This window comes from Thermosynechococcus sp. M3746_W2019_013, assembly GCF_015296045.1.
In the GTDB taxonomy this organism is placed as follows: Bacteria; Cyanobacteriota; Cyanobacteriia; order Thermosynechococcales; family Thermosynechococcaceae; genus Thermosynechococcus.
Map to the genome: position 1 here is coordinate 1 of NZ_DVDW01000025.1, position 24,889 is coordinate 24,889.

Annotated in this window: 18 protein-coding genes; 13 read left to right on the forward strand and 5 right to left on the reverse strand. The window is 54.8% G+C overall.

The window, feature by feature from the left end; all coding sequences use genetic code 11:
* Positions 1 to 229: 229 nt before the first annotated feature.
* The 10 genes from IGQ16_RS04795 to IGQ16_RS04840 all read left to right on the forward strand — a co-directional run bounded on the left by IGQ16_RS04795 (position 230) and on the right by IGQ16_RS04840 (position 15,202).
* Positions 230 to 487, forward strand: coding sequence for a hypothetical protein (locus IGQ16_RS04795; protein ID WP_051372780.1), 258 nt, complete (start codon positions 230 to 232; stop codon positions 485 to 487).
* 12 nt (positions 488 to 499) lie between these two features.
* The gene (locus tag IGQ16_RS04800) at positions 500 to 3,115 is read left to right on the forward strand and encodes an ATP-binding cassette domain-containing protein (RefSeq protein WP_297060444.1); all 2,616 of its coding nucleotides are present in this window, start codon (positions 500 to 502) and stop codon (positions 3,113 to 3,115) included.
* Between the two features lie 126 nt (positions 3,116 to 3,241).
* Positions 3,242 to 5,428, forward strand: coding sequence for an amylo-alpha-1,6-glucosidase (locus IGQ16_RS04805; RefSeq protein WP_297040433.1), 2,187 nt, complete (start codon positions 3,242 to 3,244; stop codon positions 5,426 to 5,428).
* Between the two features lie 78 nt (positions 5,429 to 5,506).
* Positions 5,507 to 8,224 carry a bifunctional acetate--CoA ligase family protein/GNAT family N-acetyltransferase gene (locus IGQ16_RS04810; RefSeq protein ID WP_297060446.1) on the forward strand — a complete coding sequence of 906 codons (2,718 nt, stop codon included), beginning with the start codon at positions 5,507 to 5,509 and terminating at the stop codon, positions 8,222 to 8,224.
* A 72-nt stretch (positions 8,225 to 8,296) separates the two neighbouring features.
* Complete coding sequence (locus tag IGQ16_RS04815) at positions 8,297 to 9,433, forward strand: 5-(carboxyamino)imidazole ribonucleotide synthase (protein ID WP_024124552.1); 1,137 nt, start codon at positions 8,297 to 8,299, stop codon at positions 9,431 to 9,433.
* A gap of 12 nt (positions 9,434 to 9,445) precedes the next feature.
* Positions 9,446 to 10,981, forward strand: coding sequence for a hypothetical protein (locus IGQ16_RS04820; RefSeq protein ID WP_297060448.1), 1,536 nt, complete (start codon positions 9,446 to 9,448; stop codon positions 10,979 to 10,981).
* Positions 10,982 to 10,983: 2 nt separating this feature from the next.
* Positions 10,984 to 11,277, forward strand: a complete 294-nt coding sequence (locus tag IGQ16_RS04825) for a DUF2103 domain-containing protein (protein ID WP_024124554.1) — start codon at positions 10,984 to 10,986, stop codon at positions 11,275 to 11,277.
* A gap of 3 nt (positions 11,278 to 11,280) precedes the next feature.
* Positions 11,281 to 12,282, forward strand: coding sequence for an ABC transporter permease (locus tag IGQ16_RS04830; RefSeq protein ID WP_024124555.1), 1,002 nt, complete (start codon positions 11,281 to 11,283; stop codon positions 12,280 to 12,282).
* 268 nt (positions 12,283 to 12,550) lie between these two features.
* A complete protein-coding gene (locus IGQ16_RS04835; RefSeq protein WP_297060450.1) occupies positions 12,551 to 12,913 on the forward strand; it encodes a single-stranded DNA-binding protein in 363 nt (120 codons plus the stop codon).
* 54 nt (positions 12,914 to 12,967) lie between these two features.
* Positions 12,968 to 15,202: a transglycosylase domain-containing protein gene (locus IGQ16_RS04840; protein WP_297060452.1), complete on the forward strand. Its 2,235-nt coding sequence runs from the start codon at positions 12,968 to 12,970 to the stop codon at positions 15,200 to 15,202.
* Here IGQ16_RS04840 and IGQ16_RS04845 read toward each other — a convergent pair.
* A complete protein-coding gene (locus tag IGQ16_RS04845; protein ID WP_367116113.1) occupies positions 15,199 to 16,245 on the reverse strand; it encodes an ABC transporter ATP-binding protein in 1,047 nt (348 codons plus the stop codon). The genes IGQ16_RS04840 and IGQ16_RS04845 overlap by 4 nt on opposite strands.
* 287 nt (positions 16,246 to 16,532) lie before the next feature.
* Entirely contained in the window at positions 16,533 to 17,000 is a 468-nt protein-coding gene (locus IGQ16_RS04850) for a DUF4079 domain-containing protein (RefSeq protein ID WP_024124559.1), read from the reverse strand.
* Between the two features lie 273 nt (positions 17,001 to 17,273).
* Between IGQ16_RS04850 and IGQ16_RS04855 the strand changes: the two genes are divergently transcribed.
* The gene (locus tag IGQ16_RS04855) at positions 17,274 to 18,206 is read left to right on the forward strand and encodes a DUF1517 domain-containing protein (RefSeq protein WP_297041913.1); all 933 of its coding nucleotides are present in this window, start codon (positions 17,274 to 17,276) and stop codon (positions 18,204 to 18,206) included.
* A gap of 3 nt (positions 18,207 to 18,209) precedes the next feature.
* Here IGQ16_RS04855 and IGQ16_RS04860 read toward each other — a convergent pair whose 3' ends face one another.
* Together IGQ16_RS04860 and purC are read right to left on the reverse strand one after the other, a co-directional pair.
* Positions 18,210 to 19,193, reverse strand: a complete 984-nt coding sequence (locus tag IGQ16_RS04860; protein ID WP_024124561.1) for a glucokinase — start codon at positions 19,191 to 19,193, stop codon at positions 18,210 to 18,212.
* A 13-nt stretch (positions 19,194 to 19,206) separates the two neighbouring features.
* Positions 19,207 to 19,938, reverse strand: coding sequence for a phosphoribosylaminoimidazolesuccinocarboxamide synthase (gene purC, locus IGQ16_RS04865; protein WP_024124562.1), 732 nt, complete (start codon positions 19,936 to 19,938; stop codon positions 19,207 to 19,209).
* Positions 19,939 to 20,079: 141 nt separating this feature from the next.
* On the opposite strand from purC, the gene IGQ16_RS04870 reads away from it, so the two are divergent.
* Positions 20,080 to 20,886 (forward strand): helix-turn-helix domain-containing protein, encoded by an 807-nt coding sequence (locus IGQ16_RS04870; RefSeq protein WP_297060456.1) that lies wholly within the window; start codon positions 20,080 to 20,082, stop codon positions 20,884 to 20,886.
* A 10-nt stretch (positions 20,887 to 20,896) separates the two neighbouring features.
* The gene (locus IGQ16_RS04875; RefSeq protein WP_297060458.1) at positions 20,897 to 24,388 is read left to right on the forward strand and encodes an AAA-like domain-containing protein; all 3,492 of its coding nucleotides are present in this window, start codon (positions 20,897 to 20,899) and stop codon (positions 24,386 to 24,388) included.
* Here IGQ16_RS04875 and IGQ16_RS04880 read toward each other — a convergent pair.
* Entirely contained in the window at positions 24,385 to 24,705 is a 321-nt protein-coding gene (locus IGQ16_RS04880; protein WP_011057339.1) for an MgPME-cyclase complex family protein, read from the reverse strand. The two genes, IGQ16_RS04875 and IGQ16_RS04880, sit on opposite strands and share 4 nt — an antisense overlap.
* Between the last annotated feature and the right edge of the window lie 184 nt (positions 24,706 to 24,889).

Genomic DNA, 24,889 nt, shown 5'->3' on the forward strand with positions numbered 1-24,889 from the left:
TTTTATTGATTTTTATACCCTGGCCCTGAAGCTGATCACGACTTCCCAAGGCCAAGAACTCCGCATTCGCGTGGATTACTCCAATCGGGAAGTGCAAGCACCGATCTGGCAAATCTAAGTGGGGCAGCTTTCCTTCTATTCACTGGACACAAACTTGCTAGAAATGCTAAGAAACAGTCCCTACGATCAGCCGACAAGGCGATCTACAGCGAAAGTGGCACACCTACAGATGGCCGATCAAGGCCTCTTTCAAAAACTCTTTATGGCAGTAGGGGCGGCCCAGTGGGAGGAAAACAGTGATCTGGCAGAGCGCGCGGATGCTTTTGTAGCACACTTTGGCCGCCTTCAAGATACCCTAGGGAGTAAGCTCTTGCCCGCTTCTCTGAGGGTCTTTGCCCAACCAGTGGCGACTTTCTTGGAAAACCTTGACGATGCTGAGCGGCTCGGCTTTCTGCCCGATGCAGGGGCTGGGTTTACAATCCAGTAACTGCACAGTCAAATGGTTCATGACTACATTCGAGATCCAGCCGTTTTAGTCCCTAGTTTGCAGGCCGCCCATGAGTTTGTTCCTGTCCTGATTGAAACGGCTGCTCGGTTTTGCTCAGGCATCAAACACGCATCAAACAAGCATCCCCTTTCTCAATGGCCTATGCGATCGCCCCCGCCAAAAACGGTTGTTGATCTACCCACCGTCACCCTTACCCTCGAAAGTCAAGGGAAAACGCTGACCTATTCCCTGACCCAACCAGAGCATCGCTTGGGGCGCGATCACCAGTGGGCGGATTTGGTGGTGCCCGATGATCCACTGTGGTCAGTGATTTCCGGCCGCCATGCCGTTTTTAAGCAACAGGGGGCAACCTACTACCTCTGGGATGGAGATGGCAATCAACGCCACAGCACCAATGGCACCTTCTACAACCGACGCCGCATCGGCATTGAAGAGGGCTTTGCCCTCGGGGAAACCCTACGCCTAGAAATTGGCCAAGACCCAAAAAACAAAGTGCAATTGCTGGTCCAGATCCAGTTTGCGGGAACCGCCAGTCCACCACCCTTACCGCAGCAGCGCCGCCTTGTCCTCAAAACCCTCAAGGAATGGCCGCTGACTTTAGGGCGCCAAGCGAGCAACAGCTATCAGCATTGGCAACTGGATGCCCCCACGGTGTCCTTGCGCCACGCCAGCATTGATCGCACCAGTGCGGGTCTCTACGTTCTGAGGGATTTGGGCAGCAGCAACGGCACCTATGTCAACGCCAAACTCCTAAAAGGTCCCTACACGCTGCGCAACGGTGATCAGATTCGCATTGGGCCTTTTGTCCTTCTCTACCGCCATGAGACCTTAGAAATTACGGATCAGGGCAGTCATCTTCGCATTGATGCTTGGGGATTGGAACGACGGGTAAAAACACCAGCGGGCGATCGCTCCCTCTTACAAGGGGTTTCCTTTGTGGCGGAGCCGAGACAACTTGTGGGTATTGTCGGTGGCAGTGGTACGGGGAAATCCACCCTCTTAAAAGTGTTGATGGGGCTAGATCCACCTCAGGAAGGACAGGTGCTGCTCAATGGTTTGAATTTGCATCGCCATCTTGGCACCTACCGCCACCAAATTGGTTATGTACCCCAAGATGATATTGTCCATGCCCGCCTCACAGTGGCCGAAGTCCTGAATTATGCGGCGCAACTGCGCTTACCGGCGGATACCGATGCCCAAAACCGCAGGGCAGCAATTGAGCGAGTGCTTGAACAGGTGCAGTTAAGGGGTACGGAACATCAACTGGTGGCCAGCCTCAGTGGCGGTCAGCGCAAGCGGGTGAGTATTGCCGTTGAGCTATTGGCCAATCCCAAGCTCTTTTTCCTTGACGAACCCACCTCGGGTCTAGATCCCGGGCTAGACTTTTTGCTGATGCAGTTGCTGCGGCAATTGGCAGATCAAGAACGCACAATTGTTTTGGTTACCCACGCCACGAGTCATGTGTATCTGTGCGATCGCCTACTCGTTCTTGGTCCCGGGGGGCGTCTTTGCTATTTTGGCCCGGCCGATGAGGCTCGTCAATTCTTTAGTCCAACGGGCGATCGCCCCCTGAATTCTGTGGCTGAAATTTATGCCCTCCTGACTCCCGAAAATAGTGCTGCATGGAGTCAAAAATTTCGCCAATCTGCCCATTATGAACGCTACCTTGCCAGCCACCTCAGTATCGGGTCCCACTACGAGAGTACCAGTGTTCTGGGGGCGGAGAGTCGTCCCAATGCCGAAGCACCACCGCAGCAGCCGGCACCGCCTCACCTCTACCAATGGCGGGTATTGTGCCAACGCCAGTGGCAACTCCTCTGGCGCGATCGCCTCAGCCTTGTCTTAAATTTGATCAGTGTCCCTATTGCCCTGCTGCTCACCCGCTTTGCCAGCGATCGCTCCCCCTTTGGGCCCCAAGATCCCCCCAATCTGCTGCAAGCGGCTCAAACCCTGCGCATTCTCTTTGTCTTTACCTGTGCCTGTCTTTGGGTGGGACTCTCGGGCTGGGCGCAAGCCTTGATCACAGAGGTGGCCATCTACCGCCGCGAACGCCTTGCCAATCTCAGTCTCTGGGCCTACATGGCAGCCAAACTCACCCTTGGCAAGGGCATGGCCTTGGCACAAACGCTGCTCATTACCCTGGTGGGACTGTTGGCCTTTGGTCTGCCAAAGGGTGCCCTCCTCCCTTGGCCCCTAGGGTTTGGCATCACCACCTTCCTGACGCTCGTGGCGAGTCTCTGTTTGGGTCTTTTGATCTCGGCGGCCGTGCACAACAGCGATCAAGCAAGCAAGATTTTACCGCCGTTGCTCCTGCCGCAAATTATCTTTGCCGGCGTCCTCTTTAAGCTCACGGGCGTTGCAACGGCTCTCTCTTGGCTGACAATTGGCCGTTGGACCATGGGTGCCTATGGTACCTTGATTGACGTGAATGGTATGGTACCGCCACCCCTCGATTTTGGCCTCTTTGAACCACCGCCCCAGCCCTTTGATCCGACGCCTGTCTATGCCCCCACTTGGGATAATCTGCTGCTGAATTGGGGAATGCTGATTCTCCACAGCCTCATTTACACGGGTGTGGCCACCTATCTGCAAAGCCGCAAAGGCTAACACCGCCTGTGCAAACTGCTGCTGTACCTTCCGCATATTTACCTATTGCGATGTCCCCCATCGTAAAGGACGATCTAGTCAATTAGCTAAAATTTTTCCATCTCAAGTGAGACCGCTGCTGCACCCATGGAGACTGATGTTGTTTCCCTGTACGGGCGCGACTACATTCCCATTGTTGCTCCGCCCCTGCCGGCCACCAAAATTCAAACCCACCCTAAAACCGTTCCCGTTCTCAAGGATGATGATGTGCTGCTCATCTGTGATGAGTTGGGCAATATCTGCAATGATGAACAGCAAACGGCGATTACGGGGCTGTTTTGCCAGGATACCCGCTTCCTGAGTCAAGCGGAGTTGCGGGTGGGGGGCGATCGCCCAGTGCTGCTGAGTTTTCACTGTACGGGTAGCCACGCCCTCAAGGTAGTGTGTACCAACCCCAAACAACCCGATGTGCCAGCGGAAGCGTTGGCGATCGAGCGCTTCCTAGTGGTACGGGGCGCCCTCTTTGAAACGCTTCTGATTACCAACCACCAAGTACAGCCGGCAGTGGTGGATATTCAACTTACCTTTGCAGCAGACTTTCAGGATTTATTTGAAATTCGCCAATACGGTGGTGGTCGCCCACAGCGGGGACAGACGTTGCAACCCGTCGGTTGTGAATTACGCCACACCAAGGGACGCGCCGATCTCTGCTTCGCCTATCAAGGTCTGGATGGGGCCCTGATGGAGACCCAAGTTCAGTTTTTGGGCACTCCCCCCGACCGTCTTGATGACACCACAGCCACATGGCACCTTAAGCTCGAACCCCAAGGCTACCACCGTATTCACTATTGCGTCCGTCCCTTTACCAATGGGGCACCTACGGCACAGGTAGCAGTGCCTTCCTCCCTAGCGGCTGCGGATCAAGCGGCTCGACAGGAACGGCAACAATGGTGGTCAGACTGTACAGAAATCGTCACCTCGAATCCGCAGTGGAATCGCATCCTGCGGCGGGGGATGGCGGATCTCTATATGCTGTTGCAGTCCTTTGGCCATGGCAAGGTTTTGACTGCGGGTATTCCGTGGTTTGCGACGCTCTTTGGTCGCGACTCCATTATTTCAGCTATGCAAACGCTGATCCTCAATCCGGCGATCGCCCGTGATACGCTGCGCACCCTTGCCCACTACCAAGGCAGGGAGGTCTGTCCTGAGCGCGATGAGCAACCGGGGAAAATTCTCCACGAGCTGCGCTTTGGCGAAATGGCACGCAACCGCGAAATCCCCCATACCCCCTACTACGGCACAGTGGATGCCACCCCCCTCTGGCTAATGCTCTACAGCGACTACTATGCGTGGACAGGCGATCGCGCCACCTTAGCGCAGCTATGGCCCCATGCCCTTGCTGCCATGGCTTGGATTGATCAACAGATGGCTGCCACAGGCTACCTCAGCTACAATCGCCAAGCCGGAAAGGGGATTGACAACCAGGGCTGGAAGGACTCCGGTAACTGCATTGTCAACCGCTGCGGCGAACTTGCCCAGGGCCCCATTGCCCTCTGTGAAGTCCAAGGCTATGTCTATGCTGCCAAAACTCGCCTCAGTGTCATTGCTCAGGCCCTGGGCTATGGCGAGTGGGGCGATCGCTGGCAGCGGGAGGCCACCGACCTCAAAGCACGCTTTAACCGCGACTTTTGGCTGGAATCCGACGGATTCTATGCCCTTGCCCTCGACGGTGACGGTCGGCCGGTGGATAGCCTCACTTCCAATGCTGGCCAATGTCTGATGACAGGGATTTGTGACCCCGAGAAAGCCCAACGGGTGGGGCAACGTCTGCGGCTCCCGGATCTGTTCAATGGTTGGGGGATTCGTACCCTGAGCAGCACCTCCCCAGCCTACAATCCCATTGGCTACCACTTGGGGTCAGTGTGGCCCCACGATACCAGCCTGATTGCCTTTGGCCTGCGGGCAATTGGCGATAGTGACTTTGCCCTGACGCTTGTGGATACCCTTTTTGATATGACCTGTCGGCAGCCGGATTTGCGTCCCCCAGAACTGTTCTGTGGCTTCGATCGCCAGACCTATCCCCAGCCCGTACAGTACCCAGTGGCCTGCTCCCCCCAAGCCTGGGCAACCGCCAGCCTCTTCCAGTTCATCCAGATCATGGTTTGGCCACTTGTGGATGCCCCCCAAGGCAAATTCTTGCTCCACCAGCCCCTGTTGCCCGCCAGTATTGAGGAACTCCACATTCGTAATCTACGCCTTGGCAACAGTCGCTTTGAGCTGCGGCTCTGGCGCACGGGGGCAAATGGCTGTGACTGGGAACTCCACACCGCGTAACAAAGCGTAACTTGGGGCGATCGCCCTCGCTAAAGTAGAGGTGGCTCAGTTCCCACCTTTTGTAGCACCAGTAACCGCATGACCCGAACCACGACCTACGACATTTGGCGCGCCGGTCATCAGCCCCTGCGTCCCCTCTTTGCCCCCAAAAGTGTGGCTGTCATCGGTGCCAGCGAAAAAGAAGGCAGTGTTGGCCGCACCCTGCTGTGGAATTTGATTCAAAGCCCCTTCGGCGGCACCGTCTTTCCCGTTAACCCGCACCGCAGTTCTGTGTTGGGCATCAAGGCCTATGCCAGTGTGACGGCTATCCCAGAGGCGGTTGATCTCGCAGTCATTGCCACCCCTGCGGCTACAGTGCCAGCGGTGGTTGCCGAGTGTGCCGCAGCAGGCGTCAAAGGAGCCATTATTGTTTCAGCGGGGTTTCGCGAAGTAGGGGCAGCGGGACTGGCTCTTGAGGAGGAGATTTTAACCATTGCCCGTCAGGCGCGGATGCGCATTATTGGCCCCAATTGTTTAGGGGTGATGTGTCCGCCCACGGGTTTGAATGCCACCTTTGCTGCCAAAATGGCGCGATCGGGGCATGTTGGCTTTCTCAGTCAAAGTGGCGCCCTGTGTACCTCAATTTTGGACTGGAGTTTGCAGGAGAATGTCGGCTTTAGTGCCTTCGTCTCCATTGGCACGATGCTGGATGTGGGCTGGGGTGACCTCATCTACTACCTAGGCGATGATCCGCAAACCCGCTGCATTGTTATCTATATGGAATCTTTGGGGGATGCGCGATCCTTCCTCTCAGCAGCGCGGGAAGTGGCCTATATCAAGCCCATTATTGTCATCAAAGCCGGACGGACTGCTGCCGCTGCCCAGGCCGCTGCTTCCCATACAGGGGCATTGATGGGATCCGATGCAGTGGTGGATGCAGCACTAGAACGCTGTGGGGTGCTGCGGGTGGAAACCATTGAAGATTTGTTTGACATGGCAGAGGTTTTGGACAAGCAATCGCGTCCCAAAGGCCCCCATCTGACGATTCTCACCAATGCTGGCGGCCCGGGGGTCTTGGCTACTGATGCTCTGATTCGTGCAGGTGGCAAACTGAGTTCTCTCTCCGCGGATACCCTACAGGCACTGAATCAAGTGCTCCCCCCCGCTTGGAGCCACGGCAACCCCGTGGATATTTTGGGGGATGCAACCGCCGATCGCTACCTCAAGGCACTGCAACACTGTGAAACGGATGCCAACAGTGATGGCCTACTGGTGGTCCTCACTCCCCAAGCCATGACGGATCCCTTGGCGATCGCCCAAGATCTTGCCACCTATGCCCAAAACCGTCCCAGTGGTGCCAAGCCGATTCTGGCCAGTTGGATGGGGGGCAACACAGTGAAACCAGGGGAAGCCATTCTCAACCAAGCGGGCATTCCCACCTATGGCTATGCCGACACCGCTGCCCGCATCTTTAGCTATATGTGGCGCTATAGCGACCACTTGCAGGCACTGTACCAAACGCCCGCTTTGCCCTTGACCACTACCCCCCCGAATCGAGAGTCTGTAAGTCAACTGTTTGAGCAAGTGCGCAGCGAGGGACGTACCCTGTTAACGGAGTGGGAAGCCAAGGCTGTTCTTGCTGCCTATGGCCTGCCAGTGGTGGAAACCTGTATTGCCCGCAGTGAAGCAGAGGCAGTGGCTGCTGCCGATCGCCTCGGGTATCCCGTGGTTCTCAAGCTCTATTCACCAACAATTACCCACAAAACCGATGTTGGGGGTGTCGCCCTCAATCTTCCCGATGCTGCTGCCGTCATCACTGCCTACCAACAAATTGAGAAAAATGTCACCACTGCTGCGGGAGCGAGTCATTTTGCTGGCGTCACTGTGCAGCCAATGATTCCCTGGAAAGGGTTTGAGCTCATTGTGGGCAGTTCCACCGATGCTCAATTTGGTCCAGTGATTCTCTTTGGCACAGGCGGACAGTTGGTGGAAGTTTTGGAGGATACAGCGATCGCCCTGCCCCCCTTGAACACCACCCTAGCGCGGCGCCTCATTCAGCAAACCAAAATCTCCCGTGCTTTTGCCGGCGTGCGGGGCTGGCCAGCCCTTAACCTTGCCCTGCTTGAGGATCTGCTCGTACGCTTTAGCCTGCTGGTGGTGGAGCAACCGTGGATCAAAGAAATTGACATCAATCCCCTGCTGGTGGCACCCCCCGATCGCCTACTGGTCTTAGATGCTCGCCTTGTGCTCCACCAGCAGGAAAGTATGTTTGTTAAGCCTGCAATTCGTCCCTATCCCAGCCAATACGTCAGTCCGTGGCAGTTGCGCGATGGTACCCCAGTGCTGATTCGCCCCATTCGGCCAGAGGACGAACCCTTGATGCGCCAGTACCACGCCACCCTCTCGGAGCAGAGCGTCTATTTGCGCTATTTCCACCTGATGAAGTTATCGCAGCGGGTTGCCCACGATCGCCTGGTGCGCATCTGTTTTGTGGACTACGATCGCGAAATGGCCCTTGTGGCGGAACACCAAGGGGCCGCAGGTCCTGAAATTATTGGCGTTGGCCGCCTTAGCAAGGATCACTTTAGTCCCACGGCGGAGTTTTCGCTGTTGATTAGCGATCGCTGGCAGCGGCAAGGCCTGGGGACGGAATTGCTGCAGCGCTTGATTCAAATTGGCCGCGATGAAAAGCTGAGGGCAATCCACGCCTATGTTCTCAAGGACAACGAGGGGATGATCCGTATTTGCCGCAAACTCAACTTTGAATTGACTGCCGGCGATGATCCCAGTGTTTGGTTTGTGCAGCTCACTCTCTAGGAGTGGCCGTGAGGGACCATTGACGTAGGACAATAGTTGCCGTTGAGTCTATTGCGGAAATTGTCGGACATCGTGGATAAAATAACGCGGGTTGGTGTCATTGGTGGGGGCCAGTTGGCTTGGATGCTGGCACTGGCGGCCAAGGAGATGGGACTTTCCCTATGGGTACAAACGCCTGCAGCAACGGATCCCGCCGTTGCGGTTGCCGATGGCGTGTGCTATGGGGCAATCACCGATGGGGCGACCACAGCCCGACTGGCTGAGCACGTTGATGTGATTACCTTTGAGAATGAGTTTGTTGATCTAGAGGAACTCCAGCACTTTGAGCAGCGGGGGGTTTGTTTTTATCCCCGCTTGGCCACTTTAGCTCCTCTCCTGAACAAATACCAGCAGCGGTGCTTTTTACAGGCCCTGGGGATTCCTGTACCAGAGTTCGCCTATTTGGGCGATCGCCCCCCCAGCCTTCCCTGTGTGATTAAAGCCTGTCGCCATGGCTACGACGGCCAAGGGACGTTTGTCATTACCGATCAGCAGGCCTGGCAGCAGTTTCAGCAACACTGGCCAGAAATTCCACCCCAAGGGTTTTTGGTGGAAGCCTTTGTGCCCTATGTCAAAGAACTGGCGATCATGGCAGCGCGATCGCCCCAAGGGGAGATTGCCCTTTATCCGGTGGTGGAAACGCAGCAGGTGGCTGCCATCTGTCGCTGGGTGATGGCTCCTGCCCCCATTCCCCCCCAAGTCAGTGAGCAAATTCAGCAGATCGCCCGCCAAATCCTGACGGCGCTTGATGGCGTGGGTATCTTTGGCCTTGAGTTTTTCCTCACAGCCACGGGGGAAGTACTGGTGAATGAAATTGCCCCCCGCACCCACAATTCCGGACACTACACCATTGATGCCTGTGTCACGAGTCAATTTCAGCAGCACTTGCGCGCCATTAGTGGCCAGCCCTTGGGCAGTCCTGACATGCGGGTAACCGCCGCCGTCATGGTCAATCTCCTGGGCTTAGCCGAACCGCAGGTTGACTATGGGGCAAAATGTGAGGCCTTGGCGGCTCTCCCCCACGCGCACCTTCACTGGTATGGTAAAAGTCAAACCTATGCGGGTCGCAAGTTGGGGCATATCACAGTTCTTTTGGAAGACCCAGGGGCAGCAATGCCAATCATCGAGCAAATCGAAGACATCTGGTATAGTACGCCTGTTGTTGTGTGATTGTTCCTGCTGATGCGTTTTCACTCCTTTCCTCAGCCCCTTGATCGGGCTGCTTTGAGTGTGCTCCTTGTGGCGCTGGTCCTGACCCTTTTGCTGTTATGGGGGGGCGATCGCACCCAAGCCGAAGTGCGGGACTTTTCATGGCAAAACCGCGATGTGGGAGCAAGCGATCGCGCCTTTATTCTTTCCTTTAATCGGCTGATGGATTGGTCCTCGGTGGCAACCCATCTCAAGATTGAGCCACCCCTTGAGGGTAAGGCCAGTTGGTCAGGGCGCCGTTTTGCCTACACGCTGACGCAGCCGCTGCCCTACGGTCAAACCTTCAAAGTCTCCTTAGAGGATGCCGTTTCTGTGCCCCAAGGGAAACCGATCAAACCCTTTCAGGGGCAGTTTCGCAGCCGCGATCGCGTCCTGGTCTATCTTGGCTCTGGTGCCGAAGAGGGTCGCCTCATCCTCTATAACCTGACGCTGCAACAAAAGATATTCCTCACTCCCCCCAATCTGCGGGTGTTTGATTTTCAGCCCTATCCCGCCGGCGATCGCATTCTCTTTAGCGCAGGGGAGCGGGGCGAGCAAATGGGCTTTGATCCTCAACTGTACACCGTCACCACCGGGCTATACTTCAATGCCCCCGATACCCCCCGCCGTCAAGCCCGTCCTGCAGGCGAAATTTCCCTAATTCTCGATAACAGCGAGTACCAAAATCTGCGCTTTCAGTTGGCCAATGACGGCAGCAAAATTGTGGTGCAGCGGGTGAATCGTCTCCAGCCTGCGGATAGCTCCCTGTGGCTCCTCGATGAAAATTTTCAGCCCCGCCGCCTCAACCAAGCCGCCGCCGGTGATTTTCGCATTGCTCCCGACAACCAGCATTTAATCATTGCCCAAGGGCAGGGATTGGCCATTGTGCCCCTAGAAGCCACCAATGATGAGAGTAACTTTGACTTTTTGCCCCAGTATGGCATGGTGCTAGATTTTAGCCGCGATGGGCGACAAGTGGCCACAGTGAAGTTTAACCCCAACTTCTCGCGATCGCTCTACGTGGTAGACATTTTTGGCGAGCATAGGGAGTTGCTGACCATCAACGGCTCAATCATTGCCGGTCAATTTGACCCCAGCGGTCAATTTCTCTATGTCATTCTCACCCGCATCGAAGGGGAAGGCAATTACCGCGAAGTTCCCTATCTTGCGCTCCTTGATCTGAATACTAAGGAACTGTTCAAGCTCAAGGATTTTGACCCGCAGCAGGAGCTATATCTGAGCTTGGCCCCCGATGGCCGTACATTGGCCGTTGACTCCGTTGAGGGACGCGAAATTCCCGCTGAGGTGGATAATAGCGATCTGTACAGCGAAACTGCGCCAGTCAACCCCAGCCCCAGGGATCTGGTAGAACTGCCCGCTGCCCCCCAAGGATTACCCCCGCCACCGCATCAACTGCCTGCCCAACGGCATCAAATTTGGCTTCTCCCCCTAAAATTAGATCAAGATAAAATCGTCGTTGGGATGCCAGAACCTTTGGCACCCGGCTTGCAAGCACGGTGGTTACCTTAACAATGGCAGCAACAACAGGTCGGGTTGTCCTCAATCACTCTACGCACATTGAAGGCTTGATTCCCGTCTTGGAAAAATTAGCCAAAGTGGCGGGGATTAGGACACTGACCCCCGGTGTCATTGCTCCTGTCAAAGGTAAATCCCCCCATCTGCATCTACGGGTTTCGGTGCCCATCAAAGGCGGGTTTAAGGTGATTGCCCGCCGCGGCAAAACCGTGCAGGAAGTCTTTGTTGTCACCCAGCTCAGTGAAGCTGAATTGAAAGCAGCCATTGATGCTGTGCTGGCCTCTAAATAAGCCATGCTCAAATCCATTGGCCAAGGCCTTGGGAATGAAACGAGCCGCCTGATTTTGCGGCGCCTGGGGGAGGCCCTGATCACGCTGCTATTGGCCTCGGCGTTGAGCTTTGCGATTATGCAACTGGCACCGGGGAACTATCTCGACAATCTCAAGGCAGATCCGCAGATTTCTTTGGAACGTTTGCAGGAGCTGGAGCAGCAATTTGGTCTCGACAAGTCACCTGTAGAGCAATACTTTCGCTGGCTGTGGCAGATTATTCGCTACGGCAACTTTGGGACAAGTTTTGTTTATCAGCGATCGGTGGCCTCCCTATTGTGGGAGCGAGTACCCGCCACCCTCCTGCTCTCCTTAAGTTCGATTCTGCTGACCTGGGGCTTAGCCATTCCCTTAGGAATTTGGGCAGCGGTAACCCAGGATCGTTGGAGCGATCGCCTGCTGCGGGTCGTGAGCTACATTGGCCAAGGGTTTCCTAGCTTCATTACCGCCCTCTTGCTGCTCTTTCTTGCCCAAAGTACCCCCTTGTTTCCAGTGGGGGGGATGACCAGCCTGTTTTACGATGATCTTCCCTGGTGGGGCAAAATCCTTGACATTGGCTGGCACCTCATTTTGCCGAGTGTGGCGCTCACCCTCACGAGCTTTGCCGGCCTGCAGCGACTCATGCGGGGAAATTTACTGGATGTGCTGCGCCAAAACTACATCCAAACCGCCCGCGCCAAGGGACTGCCAGAATCACGGGTAATTTATGTCCATGCCCTGCGCAATGCCGTGAACCCCCTGATCACGCTCTTGGGGTTTGAATTTGCCAACCTCCTCAGTGGTGCCTTTATTGCCGAGTTTTTCTTTAACTGGCCGGGTCTTGGTCGCCTGATTTTACAGGCAGTGACGGCTCAAGATATTTATGTGGTCATGGCCAGTCTGATGATGGGGGCAGTGATGCTGATTGTCGGCAACCTACTTGCAGATTTACTCCTCAAGTGGGCTGACCCACGGATTAGGCAGTAGCCACCCCTGCCCCAGAGATTAAACACCCTCAAGGCAGCAGTAGACCCACTCAAGGCCCAATGCCGTTGATCCAGAGGATGCGGTTGGGGGTATCCTCTTTTTCTACTTGGCAGAAGTAGCTTAAATGGAAGCTGCTGAGGAACCCAACACCACTGGTGAGGTGCACCACCGCTTACTTTTCCTCCGAGACGTGGAGTGAATGGAGACTTATCATGACAAAGCTGAAGTTTGCAATAATGGGGCAAAGAGCAATCTGAGGCAGTCAGCTATGAGTCTAAACGTGGTTCATCTAGTGGGTCATGTGGGTGGTGATCCGGAGGTGCGCTATTTTGAGTCGGGGAGTGTGAAGTGTCGGCTGACGTTGGCAGTGAATCGCCCCACCAAGGATGATCAACCCGATTGGTTTAACTTGGAAATTTGGGGCAAAACGGCTCAGGTGGCTGCTGACTATGTGCGCAAAGGCACGCTCCTGGGCATTAAGGGCAGTCTGAAGTTCGATCGCTGGCGAGACCGCAACACGGGTGCCGATCGCTCCTCACCGGTGATTTTGGTTGAGCGCATGGACATCCTCAGTTCCAAGCGGGACAGCGACCCCAGTGCTGTGCCAGCCGGCTACGTTCCAGAAATCTAGGAATCATAATCCGTTACCAGTACGTGCCGTCACACCGTCCCTGGCGTTGCTACCATGCCTAATCCTGCTCGAGATCTTTGGCAGTCGGTGACCCAAACCGTCACGCAAGCGGTGCAGACGGTTCACTCTCGCTTTGATTGGCAACAGGTCTCCCTGCGGGAAAATGCCCGCACCCCTGAACTATGGGTGGAGTACCGCGGTCAACGGCAAGTCTTTCCCTTAGTTGGCGATCGCTACATTCTTGGCCGCAGTCAGAGTCGCGCTGACATTGTGATTGACGCAGAGATTGTCAGCGGTACCCATGCCCGCCTAAAACGGCTCACTCCCACAGGCGTCTTTCAAATCCAAGACCTAGATTCCACCAATGGCGTCTATCGCAAACGGCAGCGCCTACAAACCAGTGAATTGCACCACGGCGATGTCGTTACCTTAGGCCCCCCAGAAGTCAAAGGCGCCGTTACCCTCCGCTTCCACAATCCACCCCCCCCTTGGGTTCGTGTTCTCACCTACAGCATTTGGGGGGCGATCGGCATCAGTGGCCTTGTAATGGGATTACTTGCTGCCGAAGCGAGCAAAGTGGCGGTGCGTCCCCTGCCCCCCCTTGAGCAAGGCCCGATTATTCTCCTCGATCGCCAAGGGGAACTGATCAATCCAGTGGAAGATCACCCCCACCGTGAACTTAAAGCTCTCAATGATTTTTCCCCCTACTTGGTTCATGGGGTTCTGGCCTCTGAGGATGTTCGCTACTATTGGCACTTTGGGGTAGATCCCATAGGCATGGCGCGGGCAATTGTCACCAATCTACTCACACGCCAAACCCGCGAAGGGGCCAGTACTCTCTGCCAGCAACTAGCACGGACCCTTTTTCGCTCCCAAGTCGGTACGGAGGACAGTTTAGGCCGCAAATGGCGAGAAATGGCGGTTGCGCTGAAGTTGGAATTTTTCTACAGCAAAGATGATTTGCTTTTGGCCTACCTCAACCGTGTCTATTTGGGCATGGGAAATCGTGGCTTTGAGGATGCGGCTCAATTCTACTTTGACAAGCCCGCCAAAGACCTGACGCTGAATGAGGCGGCTACGCTGGTGGGGATTCTGCCTGCCCCCAACCGTTTTAATCCTGTGCGCGACTACGATGCGGCGGTAGATTACCGCAATCGGGTCATTTTGCGCATGGTGCAGCAGGGCTACATCAGCAAAGAGGAGGGCGATCGCGCCCGGCGCTCCCGGATTGAAATTAGCCCCAAGGCGCAGAAATTCTTCAGTGCCCAACGCTTTCCCTACTACACGGACCATGTCTATCAGGAGCTTGCCCAACTCCTTGGGGATGAACTGGCTCAAGAGGGCAACCTGATTGTCGAAACTGGCCTAGACCCCCGCTGGCAAGAACTGGCCGAAACCAGTCTGCGCAATTTCATCCGTACCACAGGCAGCGCCTATGGGGTGCAGCAAGGGGCCTTAATCACCCTCCAGCCCAGCAGTGGTCTCATTCGTGCCCTTGTGGGGGGTGTGGACTACCAAAAAAGCCAGTTTAATCGTGCCACCCTTGCTCTACGCCAGCCCGGTTCGACCTTCAAGGTGTTTGTCTATGCCGAAGCACTCATAAAAGGACACACAGCCGGCGAAACCTTTTCCTGTGCACCCGTTTTCTGGCAGGGACAACAATTCGAGGGGTGTCGTGGCGGTGGTGGCACTATGGATCTGGCCACGGGTTTGGCGCTTTCTGAAAATCCCATTGCCTTACGCCTTGCCCAAGCCGTTGGTTTAGAAGCCATTATCCGCTTGGCCAGAGCGATGGGAATTACGACACCACTGCAAGCTGTGCCCGGCCTTGTCCTTGGTCAAAGTGAGGTAACCCTTCTGGAAATGAGTGGGGCCTTTGCCGTGCTCGCCAATGGGGGGCAGCGGATTCCGCCCCATGCCATTCTCACGGTTCGCGATGGCGGCGATTGCCGCCAACCCAATGACTGGCAAACCTGTCGCCTCATTTATGCGGCCAAGGAGGAAACGCCCCAACAAGTCCTCGATGTCGCGATCGCTAACGAAATGACCACCCTCTTGAGTGCGGTTGTCAGTCGCGGCACTGGGCGTGCGGCCGCCATTGGTCGCCCTGTTGCTGGCAAAACCGGCACGACAAATGATGGCCGCGATCTCTGGTTTATTGGTTACGTGCCCACCGCCGATATCCTCACTGGTATTTGGCTCGGCAATGATGACAATAGCCCTACCCAAGGCAGTAGTGGGCTGGCGGCTGCCCTTTGGGGTGAGTATATGGGACGTGCCCCAGATTAGTTTTCCTTCGGGAAAAAGTGCACCGCTTCAGCCGCCACTTTCACAGCAGTACCAATGGGAATATCCACAGCAAGGGGCTGGCGGGCATGGAGTTCTTGGCCGGAGGGCAGTTGAATACAGTAGCGATACTCGCGACCGAGAAACTGGCGATCGCGAATCACAAAGCAACTACTGGCTTCAGGGTCTGGCTGTAGCTGGAGATCTTCTTCGCGAATCATCACTTCCCCTTCCCCCTTCGCCAAAGCTGCCAAAAGAGGAAACGTGCCAACATCGGTGCGCACCTGAGCCCCTTCGGCATAGGCAGGCAAAAAGTTGGCTTGGGTAATAAACCCGGCCACAAATCGTGAGGCAGGGCAGCGATAGATCTCTTCAGGGGTACCCACCTGCTCAATTTTGCCCTGGCGCATCACCGCCAAGCGATCCGTCAGACTCAGAGCCTCTTCCCGATCGTGGGTAACAAAAATGGCCGTCGTCCCAGTTCCCTTGAGGATCCGGCGCAATTCCTCCCGCAGTTGTAGCCGCACCTGGGCATCAAGATTACTCAGGGGTTCATCGAGGAGAATCACGGCTGGCTGGGGGGCGATCGCCCGGGCTAAGGCCACTCGCTGCTGCTGTCCCCCAGACAGTTCATGGGGATAGCGCTTTTGCATTCCCTCTAGGTGCACCAGGGCCAAGACTGCTGCTACTCGCTCCTGAATTTGCGGCTTACTAAGGCGTTGTTGTTGCAAACCAAAGGCAATATTCTCAGCCACCGTTAGATGGGGAAACAGGGCAAAATCCTGAAAAACCATGCCCAAGGACCGCTGTTCTGGCGGTATAAACACATTTGCCCCTACGACACAGCGATCGCCCACCCTAATTTCCCCAGCATCTGGCGTATCCAGACCGGCAATTAAGCGCAGTAACGTTGTCTTGCCACAACCCGAGGGCCCCAATAGGCCCAGAATTTCCCCCTCCTGGACAGAGAGGCTGAGATCGCGAATTGCCGGAAAACGCTCAAAAGACTTGTGTAAATGGGCAACCTGGACAGCCGTTTTCAACATTGGCATCAGGGAAAGTGTAGTCATGAGCACCCAGAAAGTGAACTGTCTGCAATGCAGCTCCTTGGCCAGAGAAGGCCCCCAAAGGGGTGAGCCAGTGCTGGCAACAAGTGTATTTCCTTGAGGTATGCCCTACCTCAGCCAAGGGCACTAAGGGAAATCAAAGCACCCCCACTGCATTGGGAATTATTTGCAGTAATCAGCGCTGCTCCTAATTTTGGCACAAAAGTGCTCACCTGTTGCAGAATTTTGGCAATTGCCACAGTCCCTTTTCAGGTTGCCGTTTCCCCCTAGCTGGCATTGAGAATGCGCTGCACAATTTGCAGACCCGTCACCGCTTGCCAACCAAAAAGGACCACCAAAAACAGATTTAGGGTCATGTGCAAGGCACGAGCCACCTCACTGCCCTTTTGCATAAAAGGGGTTAAGCTCGCAGAAATCGCAACCAATGCTGTCATTGCTAGCCCCACAATCAAGTGCGGCCCGACAAAGAGCTTGCCATTATTGATGTAGGTGACCGCCATCCCGCCAATCGTCCCCATGACCATCAAGGCCAATAGGATGGCACCCACTTGGTGGTGCTTGACATTCACCTTGGCTTGGATCAGGGCTTTCTTTTCCTCACCGCTGAGGGTGCGCAGGCGACGGGTTTGAATCCCTAAATACATGGCGTAGAGCGTGAGCGCAAAAAGAATCCACATCAGTACCGGGTGGGCAAAGGTGATCACCGGCTTGAGAGGCGCAGGAATCTCAATCATTGTTTTCGTGAACAGAACTCGGCAGGCAAAGCATTCATCGAAAGTTTGCTTCTCATATCGTAATACAGGCCCTTTCTAAAATATGGCCTACACAAATGCCTACACAAATAGGGATAAACGCCTCTCGAATTTTGACCGCTGCCAGCGTGTCCCATCTATGGGAAAAGGGCCTTAGGGTTTGATTGGACCTCACCATCTGTTCTATGGATAACAAAACGTTAGACTTAGAGCAGGACATCTCCTTCGGTGTGTCAATCCTTGGGAACACAATTTATGATGAAAACTTTTTGGCAACGTCTCAAATCTATTGCAGCAATTGTGGCAGTGGGGGTATTAATTGCCCATCTTGTCCTTGACAGTGGTACTGCATGGGCAGCCCGCAGTGGTGGACGTGTCGGAGGTGGCTCCTTTAGTCGTCCGGCGCCCACCCGTTCCTACCGTGCCCCCCGCAGTGACTACGGGTATGCTCAGCCCGTTCCAGTCTATGGCGGTGGTTTTGGCTTTCCCTTCTTGATTCCCTTTTTTGGTTTTGGCGGTGGTTTTGGCGGCCTATTCACGATCATCATGATCGGTGTGCTTGCCAATATTTTTATCTCCACCTTCCGCAACTTCCGCAACAGTGGCGATGACTCAGAAATCTACCAAGACAACCCCGTCGTCTCACTGCATACGCTGCACGTGGGACTTCTCGCCCAAGCTCGCGAACTCCAAGAAGAACTGAACCAACTGGCGCTCACCGCCGATACCCAAAGTCCGGAAGGTCTGACCAAAGTGCTTCAAGAGGCCACCCTTGCCCTGCTGCGCCATCCCCAATACTGGGTCTATGCCCACACCAGCAGCCAAGAAACGAAACTACTGCAAGCGGAAACAGCCTTTAACCAACTGGCGCTTGCGGAGCGCAGCAAACTCAGTGCTGAAACTCTTTCCAACTACCGCCGTGAGATTAAGCAGACAGCGATCGCCCCTGTGGTGAGCAATGATGTAGGGGAATACATTGTCGTGACCTTGGTAGTGGCTGCCACTGGACGCTTGAAATTGCCCGCAGTCAATAATGACCTAGAACTGCGGCAAGCACTGCAACAGTTGGGCGGCATTGGTAGCGATCGCCTACTGGCCGTTGAAGTTCTGTGGCAACCCCAAGCCATTGGCGATACCCTTACTGCCGATGAACTGCTAGTGGCCTATCCACAACTGCAGCACCTCTAAGCCCTAGACCCCCTGAGCAGCTAAATGTACTGCGCCCCGTAATCCCACCTCAGGATTGATGATCACAGCAACGTACAACTGCTCCATCAGGGGGCGAAACCGTCCCTTATTCACAAACCCTTGGAGAAAGGTGCCATCGGCCATTTTTGCCAGAATTTTGGGGGCAATCCCCCCAGCAATGAGTACTCCGCCTAGGGGTAAACTTTTGAGGGCAAGGTTGCCCGCCTCTGCCCCATAGGCATCCACAAACATCCGCAAGGCTTCCGCACACAGGGGATCCCCCTGAAGGCCGTATTGACTCACCACGGCGGCGCGCTCCTCTCCTCTTGCCATTGCTGCTGCGACCACTGGTGACTCGGCGGCAAAGTTGACACTCTTGAGATAGTCGTAAATGGCTACCAGTCCTGGGCCAGAGACCACCCGCTCTACGGAGACCCGCTCATAGGTTTGCCAGAGATAGCGCAATAGGCCCATTTCCTGTTCATTGCGCGGTGGAAAGTCGGTGTGACCGCCCTCAAGGGGCATGACTTGGTAGCGATCGCCCTGCCAAATGAGCAGTGCTTCCCCCAAGCCAGTACCAGCTCCCAATAGGGCAATAGGCGCTTGGGGACGCCGCGGCCGCTCCTGAAGGACAACAAAATCCGTCGGCGGCAGTACCAATGCCCCATAGGCCACGGCTGCAAAATCATTCAGCAGCGTCACGCAAGGAATCTGCAATGCCGTCTCTAACTCGGCAGCACTGACCCGCCAGCCCAAATTGGTCACCTGAGCCACTTGATCAATTACTGGGCCTGGAATCCCCAGACAAACCCGCTGGGGATGGGCAGGACTCTCCTTGAGAAAGGTTTGCAAAAGGGCTGTCAAGTCAGGGAAATCGCGGCTAGTGTATTTCGCCCTGTGGAGCAACTGCCCATCACTGCCCACCACCTCCCATAACTCCACAAGGGTTTTTGTGCCGCCAACATCGGCGCCGAGCACAACGGTCATTCCCCACCCCTGGCTAACTCACGCTATGGGCTAACACGCGCTGCATCACGAGGGCATAGGCATCTTCAATGGCCCCCAAATCTTGACGAAAACGATCTTTGTCAAGAATACGCTTCTCAGGATCGCTTTCATCCCGATTCCAGAGGCGGCAACTGTCGGGACTAATTTCATCCGCCAAGAGAATCTCACCCGTCGGACGGCGGCCAAACTCTAGCTTAAAGTCCACTAGGGTAATGCCACACTCGGCAAAAAAGTGACTGAGATAGGTATTGACTGCCAAGGCCATTTGCCGGATCTGGGTGACCTCCTCAGCCGTTGCAACCTGTAATAAACGCAGGCGATCTGGGGTCAGCAGTGGGTCGCCGAGATCGTCATTTTTGAGGTAAAACTCCACCAATGGGGGATTGAGTTGTAATCCCAAAGGCAATCCCGTCTGCCGACAGAGGCTTCCCGCCGCCTGGTTGCGCACCACTACCTCAAGAGGAATCATCTCTAGCCGCCGAATGTGCATCTTGTTTGGCGCGACTTGGGCAATAAAATGGTTGGTGATGCCCTGAGCCGCCAAATACTGAAACAAATGGCTGGCGATCGTGCAGTTCATCACTCCCTTGTTTTGGATTGAGCCACGCTTCTGAGCATTAAAGGCAGTGGCATCATCCTTGAACTCCGCCAGCAAGATGTCTGGATCTGCTGTGGCATAAATAACCTTTGCCTTGCCTTCGTACAAGGGAGAAAACTGAGTCATAAAGATAAGGTGTGTCTAAAAGCCAGATCTAGCCTAGCAAAGGCAGTCCCCCAATCCGCAGCAGCTTGCTATAGGATAATCCCAATGGCTAACCCCCCCTTCGGCAAATTGGCATAGACTGACAGCAGGAGATAGATAGCGATGCCTCACCTCAGTGATCAACAGGCAGAAAAAGTGGCAGAAATTGGTGCCTTCCTCCACGACAAGCGACTCGAACTGGGTCTGAGCCTTGAGGAGTTGGCGGCCAAAACGTTGGTGCGCCAGTCAATTCTTGCAGCCATTGAAAATGGCAGTCTCGAGGAGTTGCCCGAACCCGTCTATATTCAAGGATTTATTCGCCGCTTTGCCGATGCCCTTGGTCTTGACGGCAAAACTATTGCCGCCAACTTTCCAACGGCCACTGACCCTGTGGAGCGCTCTGATAAGCCCAGTGTTCGCAACGGCGGACTCGGTTGGCAGCTGCGCCCAATCCACCTTTACCTGACGTACTTTGCCCTTGTGGCAGCAGCAGTGGCTGGGTTAGCCTATCTCTTTCGTCCTCAAGTCCAAAGCATTACTGATCTACCCCCCGCACCTACACCTACCCTGTCCCCAAGCCCCACACCTACCCCCACAGCAGCGGCAACGCCGACGCCCAGTGCCACTACCCCTGAAATGGTTAAGGTCAAGTTGTCCCTCTCCGATGTCTCATGGCTAGAGGTGGAAGCCGATGGTCAAGTCGTCTATGCCGGTATTTTGAAGTCGGGAACAGAGCGCAGTTGGGAAGCCAAGGAACGTTTAATAGTCCGTGCGGGCAATGCTGGTGCTGTCAAGGTGAGTGTCAATAATGGCCCATCCCAGCCCATGGGAGGGCTCGGAGAAGTTACAGAAAAAGAATTTCTTGCTAGTCAGGCCACTTCCGAGACCACTACCACGTCAACAGCACCTGAGCGTGCCGTCTCAAACTAGGTTCAAAGCTATGGATGCGACAGCCACCTATCAAGTGGGGGGAAGTTTGCCCACCACATCGGCAGTCTATGTCCGACGGCAAGCGGATGCCGATCTGTTGGCCGCCCTCACCGCTGGTGAGTTTTGTTATATTCTCAATTCGCGGCAAATGGGCAAATCCAGCTTGCGGGTACAGGTGACGCAGCAACTGATGACAATGGGGTACCGCTGTGCTGCCCTCGACATTACCAAAATTGGCAGCCAAAATATTCAGCCTGAGCAGTGGTATGCCAGCTTTGTTGGCGCTCTCATTCAGGGATTTCAGTTAACCGATGTGGTTGCGTTGCGCTCTTGGTGGCGCGATCGCCAGCTTGTATCGCCGATTCAACGCCTCAGCGACTTTGTAGAAACGGTACTACTTGCCCACACCCGCGAACCTCTTGTGATTTTCATTGATGAAATTGATAGTCTGTTGAGCCTACCCTTTTCGACCGATGATTTTTTTGCTTGGATTCGTGCTTGCTACAACCAACGGGCAGATTGTCCCGAATATCAGCGCTTAACCTTTGCCCTTTTGGGTGTGGCCACCCCCGATCAACTGATTCAAGATAAGCAGCGTACTCCCTTTAATATTGGCTGTGCCATTGATTTACAGGGATTTACCCTTGCGGAAGCCACCCCTCTACTGAAGGGCATTGCCCATCTTAGCGACAACCCCAATCAACTCCTGGCAGAGATTCTCCACTGGACGGGCGGCCAACCCTTCCTAACCCAAAAACTCTGTCGCCTCCTGCAACAGCACGGGTCATTCATGCCAGCGTTAACCCTCTGCCAGCAGTTAGCCCAGTTTGTCCAAGATCATATTCTTCAGGATTGGGAGCGCCAAGACGAACCAGAACACCTAAAGACCATTCGCAATCGCTTGCTGGCCGATGAACAGCGCATCGGTCGTCTCTTGGGTCTCTATCAGCGCATTTTAGAAACGGGGGGTGTTCCCCTCGATGGCAGTAGTGAGCAGCGCGCCCTAGCTTTGACGGGGTTGGTGTGTCAGCGCCAAGGCAAGTTGCAGGTGTTTAACCCCATCTATGCCCAAGTTTTTCATGCCCAGTGGGTTGAGCAACAGTTGGCACAACTGCGCCCCTATAGTGAGGAATTCCAAGCATGGTTGCGCTCTGGCGGGAGTGATGGCTCTCGTCTGCTGCGGGGACAAGCTCTTGAGGAAGCATTGGTCTGGGCCAGTGGCAAAAGTCTCAGTGATTTGGATTATCAGTACCTTTCTGCCAGTCAAGAAGCTAACCAAAAGGCAATTCAAGATACTCTGCTCCTTGAGCGCAAGGAAAAAGAAGCGATCAGTGCCGCTAATCAAATTCTGGAGGCAGCTCGCCGCAAGGCCAGTCGTTTGACCCAGCGGGCTTTCATGGCCCTGGGCATTGTTTCTGTGATTTCCTTGGGGGTGGCGGCAATTTTGGCCAAAACCTACGCCGATTTGCAGGCCAGCCAAGAAAGTTTAGCCCTTGAGCAAACCAGTAACGATCTCCTAGAACGGTTTCAAAGCCAAGAGTTGCCTGCTCTGCTGGCAGGGATTCAGGCAGGACAGGACTTACAACGATTGGTGGGCGATCGCCCTCTGAGTCAATACCCCACCACGCGCCCCCTCTTTGTGCTCAATTTTTTCCTCGATCACATTCAAGCCCGCAACCAATGGCAGAGTGAAAATACCCCCCTGATGGGTGCTTTTTTGACTGCCGACGGTCAGCAGTTGAGCATTAGTGAAAGTGGCCTTGTGGAGTTTTGGCAAGTGAACGGCGAGCGACTCAACGCCCAGTCTTTAAAGATTGGCAATGTCAAGCTGGCACGGATGAGCCCTGAGGGCGATCGCGTGGGTCTGCTCAATAACAAGGGCGAAATTTCCCTGTGGCGTATCGAGCCACAAAAACTCGTTCTTGAGCAGCGTTTGCCTGCCCTGCCTATCAACAACTTCCGCTTTAGTCCGGAGGGGGAAGAGTTGATGGCCACCACAACCACGGGCGACATGCTGCGCTGGAGCCTTGGGGGGGAATTACTGGCCACTATTTCCACCTCTAGCCAGAGTATCAATAGCTTGAGTTATGCCATCAATGGCGATCGCTTGGCTACTGCCGATGAGGAAGGCTGGATTCGGGTTTGGTCCCGTCAGGGGAAACTGCTCCAAGAATGGCAAGTCCAAGCCGATCTTCCCGTTCCCCAGACCAGTTTGACGTATCTTAGCAATGGTCAACTGGCAACGGTGGGCAAAGATGGCACCCTCCGCCTTTGGAACACCAAAGGGCAACAAATCAATCAATGGCGCGTCAGTGCGGCTCCAGTGTATTTTGTGGGGACGTCTCCTGTGGGCTATCGTTTATTGACCCTGAGCACAGATAACACCATGCGTTTGTGGCAGCCAACGGGTGAATTGATTGCTGAGTTGAGAAGTCATGAACGCCTGATCAATACCGTCAGCTTTAATCGAAAGGGGTCAGTCCTCCTCAGTAGCGATCGCGGGGGGCAAATGACGCTGTGGTACCTCGATCATTACCGCACGGAACACTGGCTTGCCAATCAAGAAAGTATTTGGACAGTGGCCCTCGATCCTGCAGCAGCGACGCTGGTCACAGGCGGCAAAGATGGCCGCGTCAAGCACTGGCGAAGAGATGGCACCCTTCTAGCCACAACCCCAGTTCTCGATCTCCGAGGCATCAACCAAGTGCTCTTTAGTCCCAGTGGTCAACGGGTGGCGATCGCCACCAAAGGGGGAAAATTGGTAATCTGGAACCTGGCAGATCAGTCCCAACAGACCTGGCAACTCCCCATCAAGGTTCCGCTCTACACCCTGTCTATGGATCGCCAAGGGCGGTACTTGGCGGCAGGCGATGAAAAAGGCACCATTTATCTCGTTGACCTCCAGCGGCCAGAGAAAATTCAACAGCGCAAAAGTGCAGGTGAAATTTGGAGCCTCAGCTTTCATCCGGCACTCCCCCTGCTCGCGAGTACGGGATCTGCAGGCACAATTGAGGTCTGGAATTTTGAGAGCGATCGCCTTGCCTATCGCCTGAGCCCTGGTGCAGGATGGCTTGCCAGTCTTGAATTCAGTGCCAATGGCCAATTCCTCGCAGCGGCTGGTGAAAGCGGCTCAGTCTATTTGTGGTCAATTCACGGCAAAAATCCCCCCAGCAATCCCCGTGTGTTTCGTGCTCACCAGCGGAGTATTGTGAGTCTCAGTCTGAGTCCCGATGGTGAAATGATTGCCACTGCCTCCCCCGATCGCAGCGTGCGGGTTTGGAACCAAAAAGGCCAGCTCATTATGCTGATTGACCGCATTTCTGCCATTCCCTACAGCATTGATGTGAGTGGCCGCGATCAACTTTATGTGGCGATCGGTACTGAGGATGATGAGATCTGGATTAGCCCGCTGGCCACCCTAGGACAGTTACTAACAAGCGCCTGTGATTGGCTCAAGGACTACCGTCAACAAAATCCCACTGTTGTTCAAGCCTGTCCCTAGACACTCGCCAGGGAGGCAAGGGGATTCGGAACCTCCTCGCTGGTGAATTGCCCCATGAGGACATACTCCAAGCGCAGCTTTAGCCATTGGATAAATTGCTGATTGGTAGAGATAATGGCTGCAGCAGGCTGCGGACAACGCGCCTTCTGTTCAGCAAACTGGGGCTGCTCTAAAAAGGCAGGCTCTGGCACCAGCCAAAAATCAATCTCTTTACCCTGCTCGCGGTAGTGACGCTGCCGCTCGCGAAACACTTCCTCAAGGGGTTCTTCCTCAGTTAAAAACTTTTTGCTTGCGAGAATGTAATAGTACGTCGCCATAGAGATCTATGCAAAACCACAACATATTCTATGCTGTCCCCAGCTTACCATAGGGGGAATCCCTGCTTCCATAACCCTCTAGTTCTGAAGTTTTCTGAAGTTTCTGGTCGGAGCGATCGCTCTAGCGAGCCCATGCGCCGCGATTCCCTGTTCTATCAACTGTTTGCCCAACTGCCCCAAACCC

Bases quoted from the DNA above. Each gene is read 5' to 3' on its own strand.
- IGQ16_RS04795 (WP_051372780.1), top strand. From the start codon at position 230: ATGGCCGATCAAGGCCTCTTTCAAAAACTCTTTATGGCAGTAGGGGCG.
- IGQ16_RS04800 (WP_297060444.1), top strand. From the start codon at position 500: ATGGTTCATGACTACATTCGAGATCCAGCCGTTTTAGTCCCTAGTTTG.
- IGQ16_RS04805 (WP_297040433.1), top strand. From the start codon at position 3,242: ATGGAGACTGATGTTGTTTCCCTGTACGGGCGCGACTACATTCCCATT.
- IGQ16_RS04810 (WP_297060446.1), top strand. From the start codon at position 5,507: ATGACCCGAACCACGACCTACGACATTTGGCGCGCCGGTCATCAGCCC.
- IGQ16_RS04820 (WP_297060448.1), top strand. From the start codon at position 9,446: ATGCGTTTTCACTCCTTTCCTCAGCCCCTTGATCGGGCTGCTTTGAGT.
- IGQ16_RS04825 (WP_024124554.1), top strand. From the start codon at position 10,984: ATGGCAGCAACAACAGGTCGGGTTGTCCTCAATCACTCTACGCACATT.
- IGQ16_RS04830 (WP_024124555.1), top strand. From the start codon at position 11,281: ATGCTCAAATCCATTGGCCAAGGCCTTGGGAATGAAACGAGCCGCCTG.
- IGQ16_RS04835 (WP_297060450.1), top strand. From the start codon at position 12,551: ATGAGTCTAAACGTGGTTCATCTAGTGGGTCATGTGGGTGGTGATCCG.
- IGQ16_RS04840 (WP_297060452.1), top strand. From the start codon at position 12,968: ATGCCTAATCCTGCTCGAGATCTTTGGCAGTCGGTGACCCAAACCGTC.
- IGQ16_RS04845 (WP_367116113.1), bottom strand. From the start codon at position 16,245: ATGTTGAAAACGGCTGTCCAGGTTGCCCATTTACACAAGTCTTTTGAG.
- IGQ16_RS04850 (WP_024124559.1), bottom strand. From the start codon at position 17,000: ATGATTGAGATTCCTGCGCCTCTCAAGCCGGTGATCACCTTTGCCCAC.
- IGQ16_RS04855 (WP_297041913.1), top strand. From the start codon at position 17,274: ATGATGAAAACTTTTTGGCAACGTCTCAAATCTATTGCAGCAATTGTG.
- IGQ16_RS04860 (WP_024124561.1), bottom strand. From the start codon at position 19,193: ATGACCGTTGTGCTCGGCGCCGATGTTGGCGGCACAAAAACCCTTGTG.
- purC (WP_024124562.1), bottom strand. From the start codon at position 19,938: ATGACTCAGTTTTCTCCCTTGTACGAAGGCAAGGCAAAGGTTATTTAT.
- IGQ16_RS04870 (WP_297060456.1), top strand. From the start codon at position 20,080: ATGCCTCACCTCAGTGATCAACAGGCAGAAAAAGTGGCAGAAATTGGT.
- IGQ16_RS04875 (WP_297060458.1), top strand. From the start codon at position 20,897: ATGGATGCGACAGCCACCTATCAAGTGGGGGGAAGTTTGCCCACCACA.
- IGQ16_RS04880 (WP_011057339.1), bottom strand. From the start codon at position 24,705: ATGGCGACGTACTATTACATTCTCGCAAGCAAAAAGTTTTTAACTGAG.